This window comes from Maribacter sp. 1_MG-2023 (genome assembly GCF_030547005.1).
In the GTDB taxonomy this organism is placed as follows: Bacteria; Bacteroidota; Bacteroidia; order Flavobacteriales; family Flavobacteriaceae; genus Maribacter.
Genome location: NZ_JAUOPN010000005.1, coordinates 94,750 through 110,579, shown reverse-complemented (window position 1 = coordinate 110,579; position 15,830 = coordinate 94,750). Strand labels below are relative to the sequence as shown.

Genomic DNA, 15,830 nt, shown 5'->3' with positions numbered 1-15,830 from the left:
GTAGCCTTATAAAAATACTATGTCGAAAAAAGTTCGTGTTCGTTTTGCCCCTAGTCCTACTGGGCCTTTACATATTGGTGGTGTTCGTACTGCCCTATTTAATTATTTATTTGCCAAGAAACATGGCGGCGATTTTATTCTAAGAATAGAAGATACCGACCAGAATAGATATGTTGAAGGTGCTGAGCAATATATAGTTGATTCTTTAAATTGGTGCGGAATTCCTTTTGACGAAGGCATTGGTAAAGATGGTGGTTTTGGGTCATATAGACAGAGCGAGCGAAAAGCATTGTATAAAAAATATGCAGACGATTTAGTTGAAAGTGGTAATGCATATTACGCTTTTGATACTTCTGAAAGTTTAGATGGGCACAGAAAAGATCATGAAGAAAAAGGCAAAAACTTTATTTACAATTGGCATAATAGATTAAAGCTAGATAATTCATTGTCTTTAATGCCAGAAGAAGTTAAAGCAAGGTTAGATAATGGCGATGATTATGTTATTCGTTTTTTAACTCCGCCAGATGAAACACTACATCTAAAAGATTTAATACGCGGCTCAATAAAAATAGACACTAACGTTTTAGACGATAAGGTTTTATTTAAGAGTGACGGAATGCCAACATACCATTTAGCAAATATTGTTGATGATCATTTAATGGAAATTAGCCATGTAATTCGTGGTGAAGAATGGTTGCCTTCTATGGCATTACACAAACAATTGTATGATGCTTTTGGTTGGGAATCGCCAGAATTTGCACACTTACCTTTGATTATGAAACCAGTAGGAAAAGGAAAGTTGAGTAAACGTGATGGTGAAAAAATGGGATTCCCGGTTTTTCCTCTTTCTTGGAATGAATCTATTGGGTATAAAGAATCAGGGTATTTTCCTGAAGCAGTTATAAATTTCTTGGCGCTATTAGGATGGAATCCTGGTACCGAACAAGAATTATTTTCTTTAGATGAATTGGTAGAAAGCTTCAGTTTAGACCGTGTAAATAAATCTGGAGCGCGATTTGATCCAGAAAAAACTAAATGGTACAATCAGCATTATCTTCAAGAAACAGCTGATAATGAGTTAGCTAGGTTATTCTTACCGACAGTAAAGGAGAATGTTTCTGATGATGATAAACTGAATTTAGATTATGTTACCAAAGTGGTTACACTTATAAAAGAACGTGCAGTTTTTGTTTCTGACTTTTGGAATTTGAGTAATTACTTCTTTGTTGCTCCTGCTGAATACAATGAAAAAGCAGCAAAAAAACAATGGAAAGAAGATACCGCTTCAATCATGAATGATCTCATTTCTGTATTAAAACCTATAGAAGATTTTTCTTCTGAAAACAGCGAAACCATTGTAAAGGCATGGATTGGCGAGAAAGAATTGTCTTTTGGAAAAGTGATGCCACCTTTACGCCTATTCTTAGTTGGTGATATGAAAGGGCCACATATTTTCGATATCATGGCGATGATCGGTAAAGAAGAAAGTATCTCTAGAATAGAAACAGCTTTAAACAAATTGGGATAAAATAAAATTTTCAGGAAAATGAGACAGTCTTTATTTTCCTGAAAATTCACTTAAAACTTCCATAGCTTTTTTTGTGTCTTTGGTTGCTACAAAAATATGGTCGTGATAATATGCCGCAACTACATTGCAACTGATATTATGTTTTGTTAGTGCTGTAGAAACTGCAGCTGTTAAACCAACGGCATCTAATGCAGAATGAACATTAAGTGTTATCCACGATGCAACAAATTCGTATTTTAATTTTTGGGCATCGGCTTTCTCTTTTTCAAGAATAATGGTGATACCTTCTCTTTCTTTAAATTCGAATAAAATAGCTGACCTAGAAATTTGTTGAATATCTTTAAGAGTTAAGAAAACATAACTTCCTTCGTTTAAGCTTGGTTTTAAACTCTTCAATAGAATGCTAAGATCTGTTTCTCCTGCCATTTTAGCTAATTTGCTTATTTTCAAAAAAATTTTCGACCCTTCGGGTCTATTTTTAAATAAAACCGCTTAAACAGGCTTTATTTTAAGTCTAAAGAGGTTTTGGCCGAATTTTTATTCAGCTTTCCATCTATCGCTTGCCCAGCTTTCCATTTCTTGTGCTGATAAAAATGTCCAAGCAATTATTCTGCTTAGTTTATTGCCCTGCCCCATAGGAGTAGTTTTATGTTCAACAACACCAACTTTTTCTAATCTATCATAAAACGCACGTAGATTAGATTGCTTTGAAACCAAAGATGAAAACCACGCACAATTTTTAGAATATTGAGCACTTTCATTAATCATATTAAGTACAAAACGTTTTTCGCCACCATCTGTCCAAAGTTCTCCACCTTGACCGCTAAAGTTCAGCTCGGGTTTCTTGACCCTTTTTTTCTTTAGGTTGCTTAATTTTCTAAGTGTTCCGGCTTCAGCCTCTGCTTGTGTAGCGTGAAAAGGTGGGTTACAAATAGCTAAATCAACTTTTTCATCAGCATTTAAAATTCCAGAAAATATATGTTCAGGTTTCGGTTGAAGTCTAAATTCGACTTTACCGTGAAGTGAAGGGTTTGATGTCACAATTTTTTGTGCAGCTTCAATTCCCTTTGGATCTATGTCGGTACCTATGAATGACCATCCGTATGCACTATTACCAATTATTGGATATACACAATTTGCTCCTACTCCAATATCCAGGCATTTAATTTTATCACCCTTAACTAAATCACCATTGTTGCTGGCTGCTAAGATGTCTGCGATGTGGTGAATATAATCTGCTCTTCCTGGTATGGGGGGGCACAAGAAACCATCTGGTATATCCCAGAAGTCTAACCCGTATTGAGAAATTAAAATTGCTTTATTTAGGGCTTTTACAGCAACCGGATTAAAGAAGTCTATTGTAAAGTTTCCATATTTATTTTTAGTTACAAACGGCTTTAAATCAGTATTTATTAGTTTAAGCGCCTTTAGATCGTAACGACCGGTATGTTTGTTTCTTGGGTGTAAAGTTGGTTTTTCTAAACCCTCTTTTTTCTTTTGGTCTGCCATAATTATTGAACCTTATTAAGACCCCAAAGCTAACCTTAATTTTTAAGCAGTTGTTTTATTTTTTCGCATTCGCTTTGGCCCATACCACAACCAAAAGCCTGTTATCGTAAAAAGAAGAAGGGATAGCCCCATTACTGTGGTGTAAAATACTTTGATTTGGTTATCACTTGTACCTACATAATCATCTAAAATTGAACCATCATGTATTTGCTCTATTAGGTCAGAATATCTACGCTCTATATGAAGTAATTTACCAGTTGCCCCATCTAATTGTAGCCCCCAAAGATGATCTGCATATACAAATTTGACCATTCCTTTTTCTTTCCTGATGTCAATTCTATCAATTTTTGTTGATAATTCTTCAGATACGTTTTCTAATAGATATGCATTAGCTAGGGTGTGTAAACTATCGATAGGTAACCAATGTTTTAATTCGGTCGAAGTGCCTTGATAAGATTTTGATAGAATTACTCCCCCACTGTGTTTTTTCCATCCTAAAATAAGTCCAGTAATTGAGATGAAAAAAAAGAATATAAATAATGCAGCTCCTGTTGCTCTATGTGCTTTTCTAAAAATGCGCAACCATTTGGCTTGCCCTTGTCTTTTAGTTTGCCTCGCCATATATAACTGTGATATTGCTATGCAATATAGTCAGATTTACTAGGCTCATAAATACGTAATGTGTTAAAAGAGAATGGTTATATTATATATTTCAATAGATTATAACATTGTTGCAAATACCTTAGTTTTCGTAAACTTTTGGCTAGTAATGTTTTGCTAATCTTTTCTTTATCTTAAAAAGGAATTGATACGATTCAAATTACGTATATTTAAGAGCCGTTCTAAATGGTATTTACAAGGTAAAATGTTAATAATATAATTGTGTCATAAGAATTATCTATTATAATATAATTTACCATAGACGTAATACCAATACTTTTACATAAAATTAAAAACAACTTAAAATTTATATAATCATGAGTAGTACTAACGATAAAGGTGAAGCTTGGGATGTTAATGATCCTGCTGCAGCGAATTGTCCATTTTTGAATGGCGAGATGCATCAAGCAGCTGGCGGTGGAACAACGAATAGAGATTGGTGGCCAAATATGTTGAATCTTAATATATTAAGATTGCATTCTAAAATGGCAGATCCAATGGATGATGATTTTAATTATGCTGAAGAGTTTAAATCTCTAGATTTAGCTGCTATAAAAAAGGATTTATCTGATTTAATGACTACTAGTCAAGACTGGTGGCCAGCTGATTACGGGCATTACGGACCATTCTTTATTCGTATGGCTTGGCACAGTGCTGGTACATACCGTATTTCTGATGGTAGAGGTGGAGCTAGTTCAGGTAACCAACGTTTTGCCCCATTAAATAGTTGGCCAGATAATGCCAATTTAGATAAGGCCCGTTTATTATTATGGCCTATTAAGCAGAAATATGGCAAGAAAATTTCTTGGGCAGATTTATTGATACTTACTGGTAACGTTGCTCATGAAAGTATGGGTTTACCAATGTTTGGTTTTGCAGGTGGTCGTGAAGATATATGGCAACCAGAAGAGGATATATATTGGGGTTCAGAAACAGAGTGGTTAGGGAACAAACAACGCTACGATGAAGATGGCAATGAGTTAGAAAACCCTCTAGGTGCTGCACATATGGGCTTAATTTATGTAAATCCAGAAGGGCATAATGCAAATCCTGATCCATTAGAAGCTGCTCATTATATTAGACAGACATTCAAAAGAATGGCAATGGATGATTATGAAACCGTTGCGCTTATTGCAGGAGGACATACATTTGGAAAAACACACGGAGCTGCAGATCCAGAAAAGTATGTAGGTTCAGAGCCTGCTGCTGCAGATATCACAGAACAAGGTTTAGGTTGGAAGAGTACTTACGGTACTGGTTCTGGTGCAGATACTATAACGAGTGGGATAGAGGGCGCATGGACACAAACACCTACAAAATGGAGTCATTATTTCTTTGAAAACCTGTTTGGTTTTGAGTGGGAATTAACTAAGAGTCCGGCTGGAGCTTGGCAATATAAGCCAGTTGGCGATGCCGGTGCTGGTGAAATGCCAGATGCTCATATACCAGGTAAGACACATCAACCATTTATGTTGGTTACCGATATGTCGCTACGTTTAGATCCTGAATATGAAAAAATTTCAAGAAACTTTTTAGAGAATCCAGACGAGTTTAAAGATGCCTATGCAAGAGCTTGGTATAAACTAACTCACCGTGACATGGGACCTACTAATCGTTATTTAGGACCAGAAGTACCAAAAGAAGTGCAGATATGGCAAGATCCAGTACCTGCCGTTGATTTTGATTTGATTAATGATGCCGATATTGAAAACTTAAAGACATTAATTTTAGCTTCAGGACTTTCTACGGCAGAATTAGTTTCTACTGCATGGGCTTCTGCATCCACTTTTAGAGGGTCAGATAAGCGTGGTGGTGCTAATGGTGGTCGTGTGCGTTTAGCTCCTCAAAAAGGTTGGAAAGTTAACAACCCTACACAGTTGGCTAAGGTTACCGCTACTTTAGAAAGAATTCAGAAAGAATTTAATGATAATCAATCTGGAAACAAGAAGGTGTCTTTTGCCGATTTAGTTGTTCTTGCTGGTTCAGCTGCTGTTGAAAATGCCGCAAAGTTAGCTGGTTTTGATACCAAAGTTGCTTTTAACGCTGGTCGTACAGACGCAAATCAGGAGAGTACTGATATTGAATCTTTTGATGCGCTTGAGCCTATGGCAGACGGATTTAGAAATTATACAAAACAAAAACTATCTGTTCAAGCAGAAGAGTTATTAATAGATAGAGCAAACCTATTAACTTTAACTGCACCAGAAATGACTGTTCTTGTTGGTGGTCTTCGTGTACTTGGCGCCAATTATGATGGTTCTGATTACGGAGTATTTACTGATAAACCAGGATTGCTTACAAATGATTTCTTTATCAATTTATTAGATATGGGAACTACTTGGAAGGCTGCTTCTGACAACGATACTGTGTTTGAAGGTAGCGACCGTAAAACTGGTCATGTAAAATGGAAAGGGACTAGAGCAGATTTAATATTTGGTTCTAATTCTGAATTACGTGCATTGGCAGAAGTATATGGTACGGAAGATGCAAAACAGAAATTTGTCCGTGACTTCGCTAGAACTTGGACCAAGGTTATGAATTTAGATCGTTTTGATATCTAATTTATTCACTTTATAAATATTAAAAAGGCAGCTATAATTAGCTGCCTTTTTCTTTTTTAATATCTTTCATTTGTTAAATGATTCTCCAAATGTCAGTAAGTTACTATCGGGGTCTAATAGAGCAAACTCCTTTTGTTTCCAAGGTTTAAGCTCTAGTTTTCCATTAGGGTGTATAGCTACATTGATATTTAATAACGATTGGTATAAGGTTTCTATATCGTTGGTGCGGATATAGACCTGACCGTAGTTCTCTTTTGGATTTAGAGCTTCGAACAAAAAGAAATGTATTTCGATGTCCTCCTTTTCTACCATCAAATACTCAGGATAATCTATTGTGCCTACTTTTTTAAACCCGAGTGAATTAACATAATAATCTATGGTAGCACTTTTGTTTCGCATCGGTAACTTCGGATTTATAGAGACAAGCATAGTTTGTGTGTTTTGATTAGCTCTAAATTAATCAATCTAAACCTAAGTTATGAAAGTCAGAAGTTCATTGATATAGTTTGAAAACCTATCGTAATCACAAAGTAGATTGAAGATTATGTATTTCTAGGCGCTATTCTGTAACAAATATGAAATAAATGCTACTAATACTATGAAGGCATTTAGTATCTTTCAATATTAACCTTAAAAGAAATAATTATGGGCTCATTTATTTGGATTCCGATTGCGTTTTTAGTGATTGCCACTATTCTATCGGGTGTATTTATTGTAAAACAGCAAACAGCGGTATTAATTGAAACATTTGGAAAATTTACCAGTGTAAGACAATCTGGTATTCAATTTAAAATTCCTTTTGTACAACGAATTGCCGCACGTATTGGTTTAAAAATTCAACAATTAGATGTTATTATAGAAACTAAAACACTTGATGATGTTTTTGTGAAACTAAAAGTATCAGTACAATATGTGGTGATTAAGGAAAAAGTTTATGAAGCATATTACCAGTTAGAATATCCACATGAACAAATTACTTCTTATGTATTTGATGTGGTTAGGGCAGAAGTACCTAAAATGAAATTGGATGATGTTTTTGTTAAAAAAGATGATATTGCAATAGCGGTAAAATCTGAACTGCAACAAGCAATGTTAGATTATGGATTTGACATTATTAAAACTTTGGTAACAGATATTGACCCAGATGCACAAGTAAAAGAAGCTATGAACCGTATTAATGCTTCTGAACGTCAAAAAACTGCTGCGCAGTTTGAAGGAGATGCTGCTCGTATTTTAATTGTAGAGAAAGCAAAAGCAGAGGCTGAAAGCAAAAGATTACAAGGTCAAGGTATTGCTGATCAAAGAAGAGAAATTGCTCGTGGTCTTGAAGAGTCTGTAGAGGTATTAAACAAAGTAGGGATTAATTCTCAAGAAGCTTCTGCGTTAATTGTGGTAACACAACATTATGACACGTTACAGAGTATTGGTGAGGCTACTAATACGAATTTAATATTATTACCTAATTCGCCTCAAGCAGGTAGTGATATGCTGAATAATATGGTTGCTAGTTTTACGGCAAGTAATATGATTGGTGAAACAATGAAAAAGACCAATAAGCCTAAACTTAAAGAATAAGTAATTTTAGATTATTTTTCTAGTATGTAACCCGAGAACAAATGTTCTCGGGTTTTTTTATGTTTTTCAAACACTATTCTTGGTAATATACTAATTTAGTTATCGAGCTTTCTTAAAAGCCTAATTTAAAGCCATTAGCGCTTGTTTTTATTTGAATTAATACCAATTAGTCTAAAAAAAGAAAACCACCTGTAGGCGTTATGTCTACAGGTGGTTTTTTATAGTAAACCTTAATGAAACTGAGGTTTTACAATAAGGTATACTTATACTAAGTTATCTATTGAATTTTTGCCCAAGAATCGCGTAAACCAACAGTTCTGTTAAAAACTAAATTATCGGTAGTGGTATCTGGATCAACACAGAAATATCCAATACGTTGAAATTGAAAACGATCTCCTGGTTGGGCATCTTTTAATGCAGGTTCAACATATCCTGTAATTACAGATAAAGAATTAGGATTAATAAAATCCATGAAATCTTTGTCTTTATGTGTATCTGGACTTTCATCTGTAAAAAGACGATCGTATAATCTTATTTCTGTTTTTACAGCGTGTTCTATAGATACCCAATGTAATGTTCCTTTTACTCTACGTAAGCTTTCTTCGGTACCGCTGCCACTTTTACTTTTTGGGTCATACGTACATTGTACCTCTGTTATATTCCCATCGGTATCTTTGGTACAACTTTCCGCTTTAATAATGTATCCGTTTTTAAGACGCACTTCATAACCAAGCTTTAGACGAAAGAATTTCTTATTCGCTGCTTCTCTAAAATCTTCTTGTTCTATATATAGTTCTCTTGAGAAGGGCACTTGTCTTGTACCGGCATTTTCATCTTCTGGAGAATTTTCTGCTTCTAACCATTCCGTTTCTCCTTCAGGATAATTAGTGATAACCAATTTCAAAGGATTCAAGACACCCATAACCCTATGAGTGGTTTTATTTAGATCTTCTCTGATATTAAATTCAAGTAAGGAAACATCTATAAGATTGTCTCTTTTGGCTATACCTATAGTATCTACAAAATTACGGATCGAATCTGGAGTATATCCTCTTCTACGTAATCCTGATATTGTTGGCATTCTTGGGTCATCCCAACCATTTACAACGCCCTTTTCAACCAATTGTGCCAATTTCCGCTTACTAACTACGGTATGGCTTAAGTTACGACGAGCAAACTCTCGTTGTTTAGGCCTTACTTTAGTTTCATCATATACTTGATCTAAAAACCAATTATATAACTCACGGTGCATTGCGAATTCTAGTGTACAGAAAGAATGCGACACTTGCTCTATATAATCGCTTTCACCATGTGTCCAATCATACATCGGATAAATACACCAATCGGTATTTGTTCTATGGTGTGCTTTATGTAGTATACGGTACATAATAGGATCTCTCATTAACATATTAGAAGAAGCCATATCTATTTTGGCTCTTAATACATGAGTACCTTCCTCAAAGTCTCCGTTTTTCATCTTTTCAAAGAGCTCTAAATTCTCTTCGATAGATCTATTTCTATTCGGACTATCGGTTCCTGGTTCTGTAGGTGTGCCTTTTTGGGTGGCCATATCTTCAGAAGACTGATTATCAACATAAGCTTTGCCCTGTTTCACCAATTCAACAGCCCAATCATATAATTGTTGGAAATAATCCGAGGCATACCGTTCGGTATCCCACTTAAAACCTAACCATTCTACATCCTTTTTGATGGCATCTACAAATTCTTGCTCCTCTTTTGCTGGGTTGGTATCGTCAAACCTCAGATTTACAGGTGCATTATATCTAAGACCTAAACCAAAGTTTAAGCAAATAGAACTTGCATGCCCAATATGAAGGTAACCATTAGGCTCTGGAGGAAAACGAAAACGTAATTCGTCTTTGGTATAACCATTTACCAAGTCCTCTTCAACAATTTGTTCAATAAAATTCAAAGACTTCGATGTCTCACTCATGTCATTATTTTTCAGGGTACAAAAGTAGTAAAATTGGCTTAATTGGCAGGTTTAAAATAAATACACCTTACATAAAATGAGTTTCACAACAGAAATCTTCCTTCCGACAACATAAAGTTCCACTTCGTCGTATTTAATGACATATTTGTCTAAGAAATGTTGAAGACATAAAAACTTATTAACCAACTTTTCAACCGTAGTGGCCCCCAAAACTACAAATACATATGAAAACTTTGAACAAACTTACCGTATTTACAGCACTATCCATGCTATTCTGCGCTTTTCAATTATCTGCGCAAGCAATAGTAATTAATGCTCCAGAACCTGCAGACAATCCAAACCTGTCAGGTAGTACTCCGTGGTCTGCCGTATGTGCAGGTAATGGAGGTTTCAACGAATATTTTGTAAATATTACTTGGATAGGTACCGCCAATGCAGGCAACGAGTTTATACTTGAATTGTCTGATGCCAGCGGAAGCTTTACAAATGCTCAAACTTTGCAAACGATTACTGATCAAAATGCCGTAAAGGATTTTGATACGAGTTTTGCAATACCTACCGACACTCGTGGAGAAGGGTATAAGATGAGAGTAAGAAGTACTGACCCTGTAAAAGTGGGTAGCGAATCTGAGGCATTCAACATGTATTATATGGATGTTACTTCAAATCTAAATATTAGTGAATTGGGTGACGGTGTTCCTCCTGGTACAGTTTGTAGTACAGGAGCTATAACACTTCAAGTTGATAATATAGCTAACCCAGAAACCTATCAGTATATTTGGTTTCGTAGTGGAACAGAATTAACAAGCGAAACTGGGCATACATTAAACGTTACGCAATCGGGTATGTATAATGTATATATTAATTACGGACCAAGATGTACAGGTTCTGGTAATACAGATTCTAATATTGTAGATGTAACTATTGGCGGTTCAGGAACTGGTATTGCAGTTATTGCTCCAACCAAAACTTCTTTATGTAGTACCGATACAGAAATGTTAAGTATAGACCAAACAGATGCTTCTTGGAACTACCAGTGGTTTAAAGATGATGTTGAGATTGTTGGTGCAACAGCAACTTCATATAATGTTAATGCTGCGAATGCAGGTTTCGAAGGAGATTATGCAGTAGAGATTTCTGGAACAGGTATCTGTAATGAAAGATCACCTGTAGTTACGATAACCAATGCAGAATTATATACCGTAACTGTAGAGAATGAAATCAATATGGTTTTATTGCCTACACAAAACGAAGTTTTATCAGTTAGTACAACAGCGGTTACACCAAGTTATAAATGGTTTAGAAATGCTATTGAGATTTCAGGTGAAACAAATAGCACACTTACAATTACTGAAGATGGAGAGTATTATGCAGAAGTAACACAAACAGGCGGTGCTTGTTCAGTATCTTCTAAAAACTCTGATGTAACTACAGTAGTGTCTCCTGCTTCTTTTGAAATAACCATAAATTATACCGATGCGTATACATCTTGTGAAACCACAAGTACTATATTAGGTGTTGAACTTATAAACGCAGTTGCCGCAGATGGTACCATAACAGATGTTACCAGTGCTTTACTTGACGGGTTTACCTATGAATGGAGTAAAGATGGAGCTGCTATAAGTGGTGCAACTAGCAACAGTATTAGTTTGGCTTCAAATTCTGAAAATGGTGATTACGATTTAAATGCAACCATTAATAGTTTTGATGTAGATTCTAATGTCTTGCCTGTTCAATTATTAACTAATGAAACAGTAAGTATTACAAGTTCAGGAACTGTTTTCTGTAGCGGTGGCGAAACCATTACATTAAGCACAACTACTGACTTAAGTTCAGCTACATATCAATGGCAATTAGACGGTTTATCAATTAATACTACGGATGCTGTATTAACGGTTTCTACTGCAGGTACATATACTTTAGCGATAGATATAGATGGTTGTTCTCTTATCTCTAATGATATTGTGGTAACACCGTTAGATGAAAACCTAATTACACTTGATCCTGGTACAGAAATAGTAATGCCAGAAGGTACTTCTAGAGTAGTTACGGCAAGCGGAGGAACTGCGTACAGATGGTTAGATGCCAATGCGGTAGAATTAAGCAACTCTGATAGTATCACTTTTACCGAAGCCGGTAGTTATACCCTAATAGCTTCTATTGATAATTGTGAGATTGTTAGACAGATAGAGGTAACCTATTTAGACACCTTTAAAGTGCCTAATGTAATAACCGTGAACGGAGATGGTATTAATGATCAATGGATCATACCAAACTCTTATTCTAATAAAGCCGATGTCAATGTAATTATTTACAATGAGCAAGGTCAAGAAATTGTAAACGAATTCGAATATAAAAATAACTGGCCGCAGTCAACTACTGCGTTCACCAAACAAAACATGGTATTCTACTATAAAATCAGGAATGCCAGTGAAGTACTTAAACAAGGTACGATCACAGTAATACGTTAAGCTCACCATGCTAAAGAAAAGTGTTTTATATCTATTGTTATTTGTGTTAGCTATCATGAAGGTTAGCGGGCAAGAGGAAAATCCGTTTGTATCATACGATGTTCCTGCCCAGAACCTTTTGAAGTATAACCGATTCTTAATCAACCCAACGTTTTCAACGGTTAGGGAAGACAAATCTTATATCAATTTATTACACCGAAACCAATCGGTACAATTTGATGATAACAATCAAAACTATTTCTTAAGCTATAGTGGACGTATCAACGATAAAACCGGATTAGGTCTTAGTCTATATTCTCAAAGAGAGGGTATCTTAAGTAACTTTGGTGTGTTGGCAAATTATGCCTACGGTATTAAGTTGAATGACAAGAGTAACTTTACTTTTGGTGCAAACGTTTCTTACTACCAAAGTGGTTTTGATAATGGTAGAGCATCTACTGTAGAAGAGGATCCTTTTTTAGCCGGATTGCAAGATCAAAACTTATTATCGTTTCAGCCTGGTTTTAACCTTTCTTACGGTAAGTTTGATGTTGGTGTTTTTGCAGAAAACCTTTTTGACTACAACTTAAAGACCAGCGAATCGGTAACTGAGTTTAAAGACAAAACATATTCTGGTCACCTACAATATACCCATCAGTTTGAAAAGCAAGATGGTATTTTTGAGCAAGGTCGTTTAATGCCTTTGGCAAGAGTAAGAAAAGTTGGAGAAGAAGATGTTACTTTAGGTGGAAGTTTAATTCTTGATCTTCCAAAATTAGGATGGATCCAAGGTGGATATGATAGTTTTTATGGCGCAGCTGCTGGTGTAGGTTTTAACCTAAATCAAAGAATTTCTTTAGGCTATACCATGGAAAAAGGATTGTCCAACAACTTTGATAATTTTGGAGTTACTCATGAAATTTCATTTGCATATTCATTCTCTCCAAACCTTACGGAAGATAGGGTAATGTTAGAAGATGACTTTGAAGATGATTTAGTACAGAATGATGAGGAACCAGAGAATATTGCTACTAATGAAGAAATACAAGAATTGAAGATGAAATTGGCAGAAAACGATGCCATCATCGAAGAGCTGATGTTTCGTCAAGATTCATTAGAAGCTATTCGTCAATCAGATTTAGAAAGACGTTTTGCCATGGTAATGCGTATGGTTAGAAATGAAACAAATGGAGAAAGACCGGACCTTGAGAATAAAGCAAAAGAGCTTTTCCTTGATGAGAATGGTAACACTGAAGTTGCTTCTAGTTATAACCTAAGTAATTCAGGTGAGGCAGTTACAAGTAATCAAGCAACTGGTCAAATACAACAAGACAGGGTAGCAGTGGTAACAAACGAAAGACAAGAAGTAGTAGAAACAAATACAAATTCAAATACGAATTCTTCTGTTGATAGCAGATTTAAAGAACAAGTGCAACCAAAAGATGCTGTAGTTGCAAATAGTCCACGAAATACTTCTACTCCCGTTGCTAAAGCAACTAGAGAAGTAGCTCAGGACGGAGTTAAAAGCAGAAGGTTTAAAGATTTACCTGACGTTACAGATGGTTACTATGTAGTTGCTAATGTATACAAAGGCGGACAGTATATGAACAACTTTATTGATGGACTAAATGATCAGGGCATTAATGCAGATTATATAGACAATCCTAATACTGGTTTAAAATATGTGTACTTAGAACGTTATGATACTTTTGAAGAAGCAGTAGCGGCTCACGATAATAAACTGAACGGTACATATGATGGTGCTACTTGGATTATGAACGTTGATAACAGATACACTAATGAGGCTTACGCAAGTAATGTAAATAAGATCAAAGAGAAATCTTCGAAGTATGATTCTAATGTTCTAACCTCAAATGAGGTGGTTAGAGATAATGTTGATTCTAGAGAAGCTGATTCAAAATCTTATGTTATTGAGGGTGCCGGTTCTGGTTATTACCTTATTGCAAATGTGTTCGCTAACCCTAAGAATGCAAAACGATTTGTGACCTTGCTAAATTCATTCGGATTAAATGCAAGTTACTTCATCAACCCTAAGAACAATTACAGATACGTATACCTTAAAAAGCACGACTCTTGGACCAAAGCTTTAATCTCTTACTACTCTAAGCTAAACGACGCTTACAATGAGAAGATGTGGATTATGAGGGTGAACCATGAACTGCTGGTTTAGAACGACTGTAAGTTAACTTAAAGATTATTTAAAGACCTTTTCATCCAAGATGATAAAGGTCTTTGTTGTTACTACTAAATACTACGTTTAAGTTAGAAACAATAGTATTTTATTTAATCGAAAATATACTCTTCATTATATTTTTAATTGTCATTGAATATTGTTTCAACAACATTCATCTATAAAATTAAGTTGAAAGAATCTGATATATGTATAGATTACGATACCAATTAGTATTTTTAAATGTCTTTCGTATTTGATAGTACTTTAATCATTGATTGCATCTCTACTCAAAGTGAAGATTTCCTAAGTTTTTAAATTACCGTTTACATAGCACTTAATGTTATAAAATTTTTAAGCTATACATTGCTTTTGCTATTTCTTTATTAAATGAATTGCAATCAAATTACCAAGATGTAAATTCAACTTGCTTTTTTTAAAAGTGATTTTTGAACGATAATATTCTTGATGGTTTTTCGATTTTATAATAAGATAATCATCTTCTAAATACCAAAGTATCTCCTCTTTATACTTAAACTGAAACCAGTTACTTTTTGAAGTTATCAATAGTTGTTGACTTTCTGTAAATTTAAAAGTAGTCCCAATCATTTGGCTGAAATCATTTTGAATGCAAACTCCCGGTCGTGTGACCTGAACTTTTTCAATTTTCCATGTACCAATTAATTCTTTCTTCAGTATGCTATCAGATTCAACTTGACCTTGAATTAGTATGAGAAGTACTATTAGTATTCCTTTCATAAGTTCAAGACGAATGAAATCAATACACGTTACTTGATTTTAATATGGAATCATCAATGTAATAAGAGAATAGTAATCTTCAATTTCTTTTGCAGGCAATGTTACTTATGTTGGAACGGTTCTTGTTTTCTCTGATTTATGAGAAATTCAATAATATTGCTTACTCTTTTTTTAGCTCAATTAAGTTTTGCTCAAGAGAAGGAAATATCTAAATCTTTTCTAATTGATCGTTGGAAAGTTTATAAAATTATAAAAGAAGGTGATACTGAAATTACAGTTTATAAGCGGAGTAGAACTTTGAAAATTGGTAGTGAACTTCGTTTTTTTACTACCGGTAAATTTCGCATGACTTTTAATTCTGAAAGGAGAATCGGGCGGAGATGTGGAAATGAAATTCACCAAGGAGGAATTTCTGGATATTATCTTTTTAATACTCAAGATCAATCAGTAACTCTTGAAAGCTACAATACACGTCCTATTATACATTGGAATCTTGTTTGGATTGATGAAAATTCATTTGTAGTAAAAAATGTAAAAGATAACATCACTTATAATTGAGCAAGTCTTTTTACTGTAGGTACTTGCCAAATGACACTATAAAAAACACTTTTCAAGTATCCGGAAACCAAACAGATTTCCGGAT

12 protein-coding genes are annotated in these 15,830 nt (G+C 34.8%); 6 read left to right on the top strand and 6 right to left on the bottom strand.

From position 1 onward, the window contains the following. Positions 1–19 precede the first annotated feature (19 nt). On the top strand, positions 20–1,528 hold the full coding sequence (gltX, locus tag Q4500_RS07690) for a glutamate--tRNA ligase (protein WP_303599107.1): 1,509 nt from the start codon (positions 20–22) through the stop codon (positions 1,526–1,528). Positions 1,529–1,558: 30 nt separating this feature from the next. Here the strand turns inward: gltX and Q4500_RS07685 are convergent, their stop codons facing one another. The 3 genes from Q4500_RS07685 to Q4500_RS07675 form a co-directional block, all read right to left on the bottom strand. After that, positions 1,559–1,954 carry an ACT domain-containing protein gene (locus tag Q4500_RS07685; protein WP_303599106.1) on the bottom strand — a complete coding sequence of 132 codons (396 nt, stop codon included), beginning with the start codon at positions 1,952–1,954 and terminating at the stop codon, positions 1,559–1,561. Positions 1,955–2,065: 111 nt separating this feature from the next. After that, a complete protein-coding gene (rlmF, locus tag Q4500_RS07680) occupies positions 2,066–3,037 on the bottom strand; it encodes a 23S rRNA (adenine(1618)-N(6))-methyltransferase RlmF (protein ID WP_303599105.1) in 972 nt (323 codons plus the stop codon). A gap of 42 nt (positions 3,038–3,079) precedes the next feature. Further along, on the bottom strand, positions 3,080–3,658 hold the full coding sequence (locus Q4500_RS07675) for a PepSY domain-containing protein (RefSeq protein ID WP_303599104.1): 579 nt from the start codon (positions 3,656–3,658) through the stop codon (positions 3,080–3,082). A 356-nt stretch (positions 3,659–4,014) separates the two neighbouring features. On the opposite strand from Q4500_RS07675, the gene katG reads away from it, so the two are divergent. Then, positions 4,015–6,258 (top strand): catalase/peroxidase HPI, encoded by a 2,244-nt coding sequence (gene katG, locus Q4500_RS07670; protein WP_303599103.1) that lies wholly within the window; start codon positions 4,015–4,017, stop codon positions 6,256–6,258. A gap of 66 nt (positions 6,259–6,324) precedes the next feature. Here katG and Q4500_RS07665 read toward each other — a convergent pair whose 3' ends face one another. Then, on the bottom strand, positions 6,325–6,687 hold the full coding sequence (locus Q4500_RS07665; RefSeq protein ID WP_303599102.1) for a VOC family protein: 363 nt from the start codon (positions 6,685–6,687) through the stop codon (positions 6,325–6,327). Positions 6,688–6,903: 216 nt separating this feature from the next. Between Q4500_RS07665 and Q4500_RS07660 the strand changes: the two genes are divergently transcribed. Continuing rightward, on the top strand, positions 6,904–7,833 hold the full coding sequence (locus Q4500_RS07660) for an SPFH domain-containing protein (RefSeq protein WP_073241412.1): 930 nt from the start codon (positions 6,904–6,906) through the stop codon (positions 7,831–7,833). 277 nt (positions 7,834–8,110) lie between these two features. Here the strand turns inward: Q4500_RS07660 and Q4500_RS07655 are convergent, their stop codons facing one another. Next, positions 8,111–9,787 carry a glutamine--tRNA ligase/YqeY domain fusion protein gene (locus Q4500_RS07655; protein WP_073241414.1) on the bottom strand — a complete coding sequence of 559 codons (1,677 nt, stop codon included), beginning with the start codon at positions 9,785–9,787 and terminating at the stop codon, positions 8,111–8,113. Between the two features lie 224 nt (positions 9,788–10,011). Between Q4500_RS07655 and Q4500_RS07650 the strand changes: the two genes are divergently transcribed. Next, positions 10,012–12,258: a gliding motility-associated C-terminal domain-containing protein gene (locus tag Q4500_RS07650; RefSeq protein ID WP_303599101.1), complete on the top strand. Its 2,247-nt coding sequence runs from the start codon at positions 10,012–10,014 to the stop codon at positions 12,256–12,258. 7 nt (positions 12,259–12,265) lie between these two features. Beyond that, positions 12,266–14,428 carry a type IX secretion system membrane protein PorP/SprF gene (locus Q4500_RS07645; RefSeq protein WP_303599100.1) on the top strand — a complete coding sequence of 721 codons (2,163 nt, stop codon included), beginning with the start codon at positions 12,266–12,268 and terminating at the stop codon, positions 14,426–14,428. Positions 14,429–14,803: 375 nt separating this feature from the next. Here Q4500_RS07645 and Q4500_RS07640 read toward each other — a convergent pair whose 3' ends face one another. Continuing rightward, positions 14,804–15,187 (bottom strand): hypothetical protein, encoded by a 384-nt coding sequence (locus tag Q4500_RS07640; protein ID WP_303599099.1) that lies wholly within the window; start codon positions 15,185–15,187, stop codon positions 14,804–14,806. Positions 15,188–15,325: 138 nt separating this feature from the next. Between Q4500_RS07640 and Q4500_RS07635 the strand changes: the two genes are divergently transcribed. Continuing rightward, positions 15,326–15,745, top strand: coding sequence for a hypothetical protein (locus Q4500_RS07635; protein ID WP_303599098.1), 420 nt, complete (start codon positions 15,326–15,328; stop codon positions 15,743–15,745). The last annotated feature ends 85 nt before the right edge of the window (positions 15,746–15,830 follow it).

What these genes read in the sequence shown, in the direction of transcription:
- Q4500_RS07655 (WP_073241414.1), bottom strand. Translation starts at nt 9,787, where the DNA reads ATGAGTGAGACATCGAAGTCTTTGAATTTTATTGAACAAATTGTTGAA.
- katG (WP_303599103.1), top strand. Translation starts at nt 4,015, where the DNA reads ATGAGTAGTACTAACGATAAAGGTGAAGCTTGGGATGTTAATGATCCT.
- Q4500_RS07675 (WP_303599104.1), bottom strand. Translation starts at nt 3,658, where the DNA reads ATGGCGAGGCAAACTAAAAGACAAGGGCAAGCCAAATGGTTGCGCATT.
- Q4500_RS07665 (WP_303599102.1), bottom strand. Translation starts at nt 6,687, where the DNA reads ATGCTTGTCTCTATAAATCCGAAGTTACCGATGCGAAACAAAAGTGCT.
- Q4500_RS07685 (WP_303599106.1), bottom strand. Translation starts at nt 1,954, where the DNA reads ATGGCAGGAGAAACAGATCTTAGCATTCTATTGAAGAGTTTAAAACCA.
- gltX (WP_303599107.1), top strand. Translation starts at nt 20, where the DNA reads ATGTCGAAAAAAGTTCGTGTTCGTTTTGCCCCTAGTCCTACTGGGCCT.
- Q4500_RS07635 (WP_303599098.1), top strand. Translation starts at nt 15,326, where the DNA reads ATGAGAAATTCAATAATATTGCTTACTCTTTTTTTAGCTCAATTAAGT.
- rlmF (WP_303599105.1), bottom strand. Translation starts at nt 3,037, where the DNA reads ATGGCAGACCAAAAGAAAAAAGAGGGTTTAGAAAAACCAACTTTACAC.
- Q4500_RS07645 (WP_303599100.1), top strand. Translation starts at nt 12,266, where the DNA reads ATGCTAAAGAAAAGTGTTTTATATCTATTGTTATTTGTGTTAGCTATC.
- Q4500_RS07660 (WP_073241412.1), top strand. Translation starts at nt 6,904, where the DNA reads ATGGGCTCATTTATTTGGATTCCGATTGCGTTTTTAGTGATTGCCACT.
- Q4500_RS07650 (WP_303599101.1), top strand. Translation starts at nt 10,012, where the DNA reads ATGAAAACTTTGAACAAACTTACCGTATTTACAGCACTATCCATGCTA.
- Q4500_RS07640 (WP_303599099.1), bottom strand. Translation starts at nt 15,187, where the DNA reads ATGAAAGGAATACTAATAGTACTTCTCATACTAATTCAAGGTCAAGTT.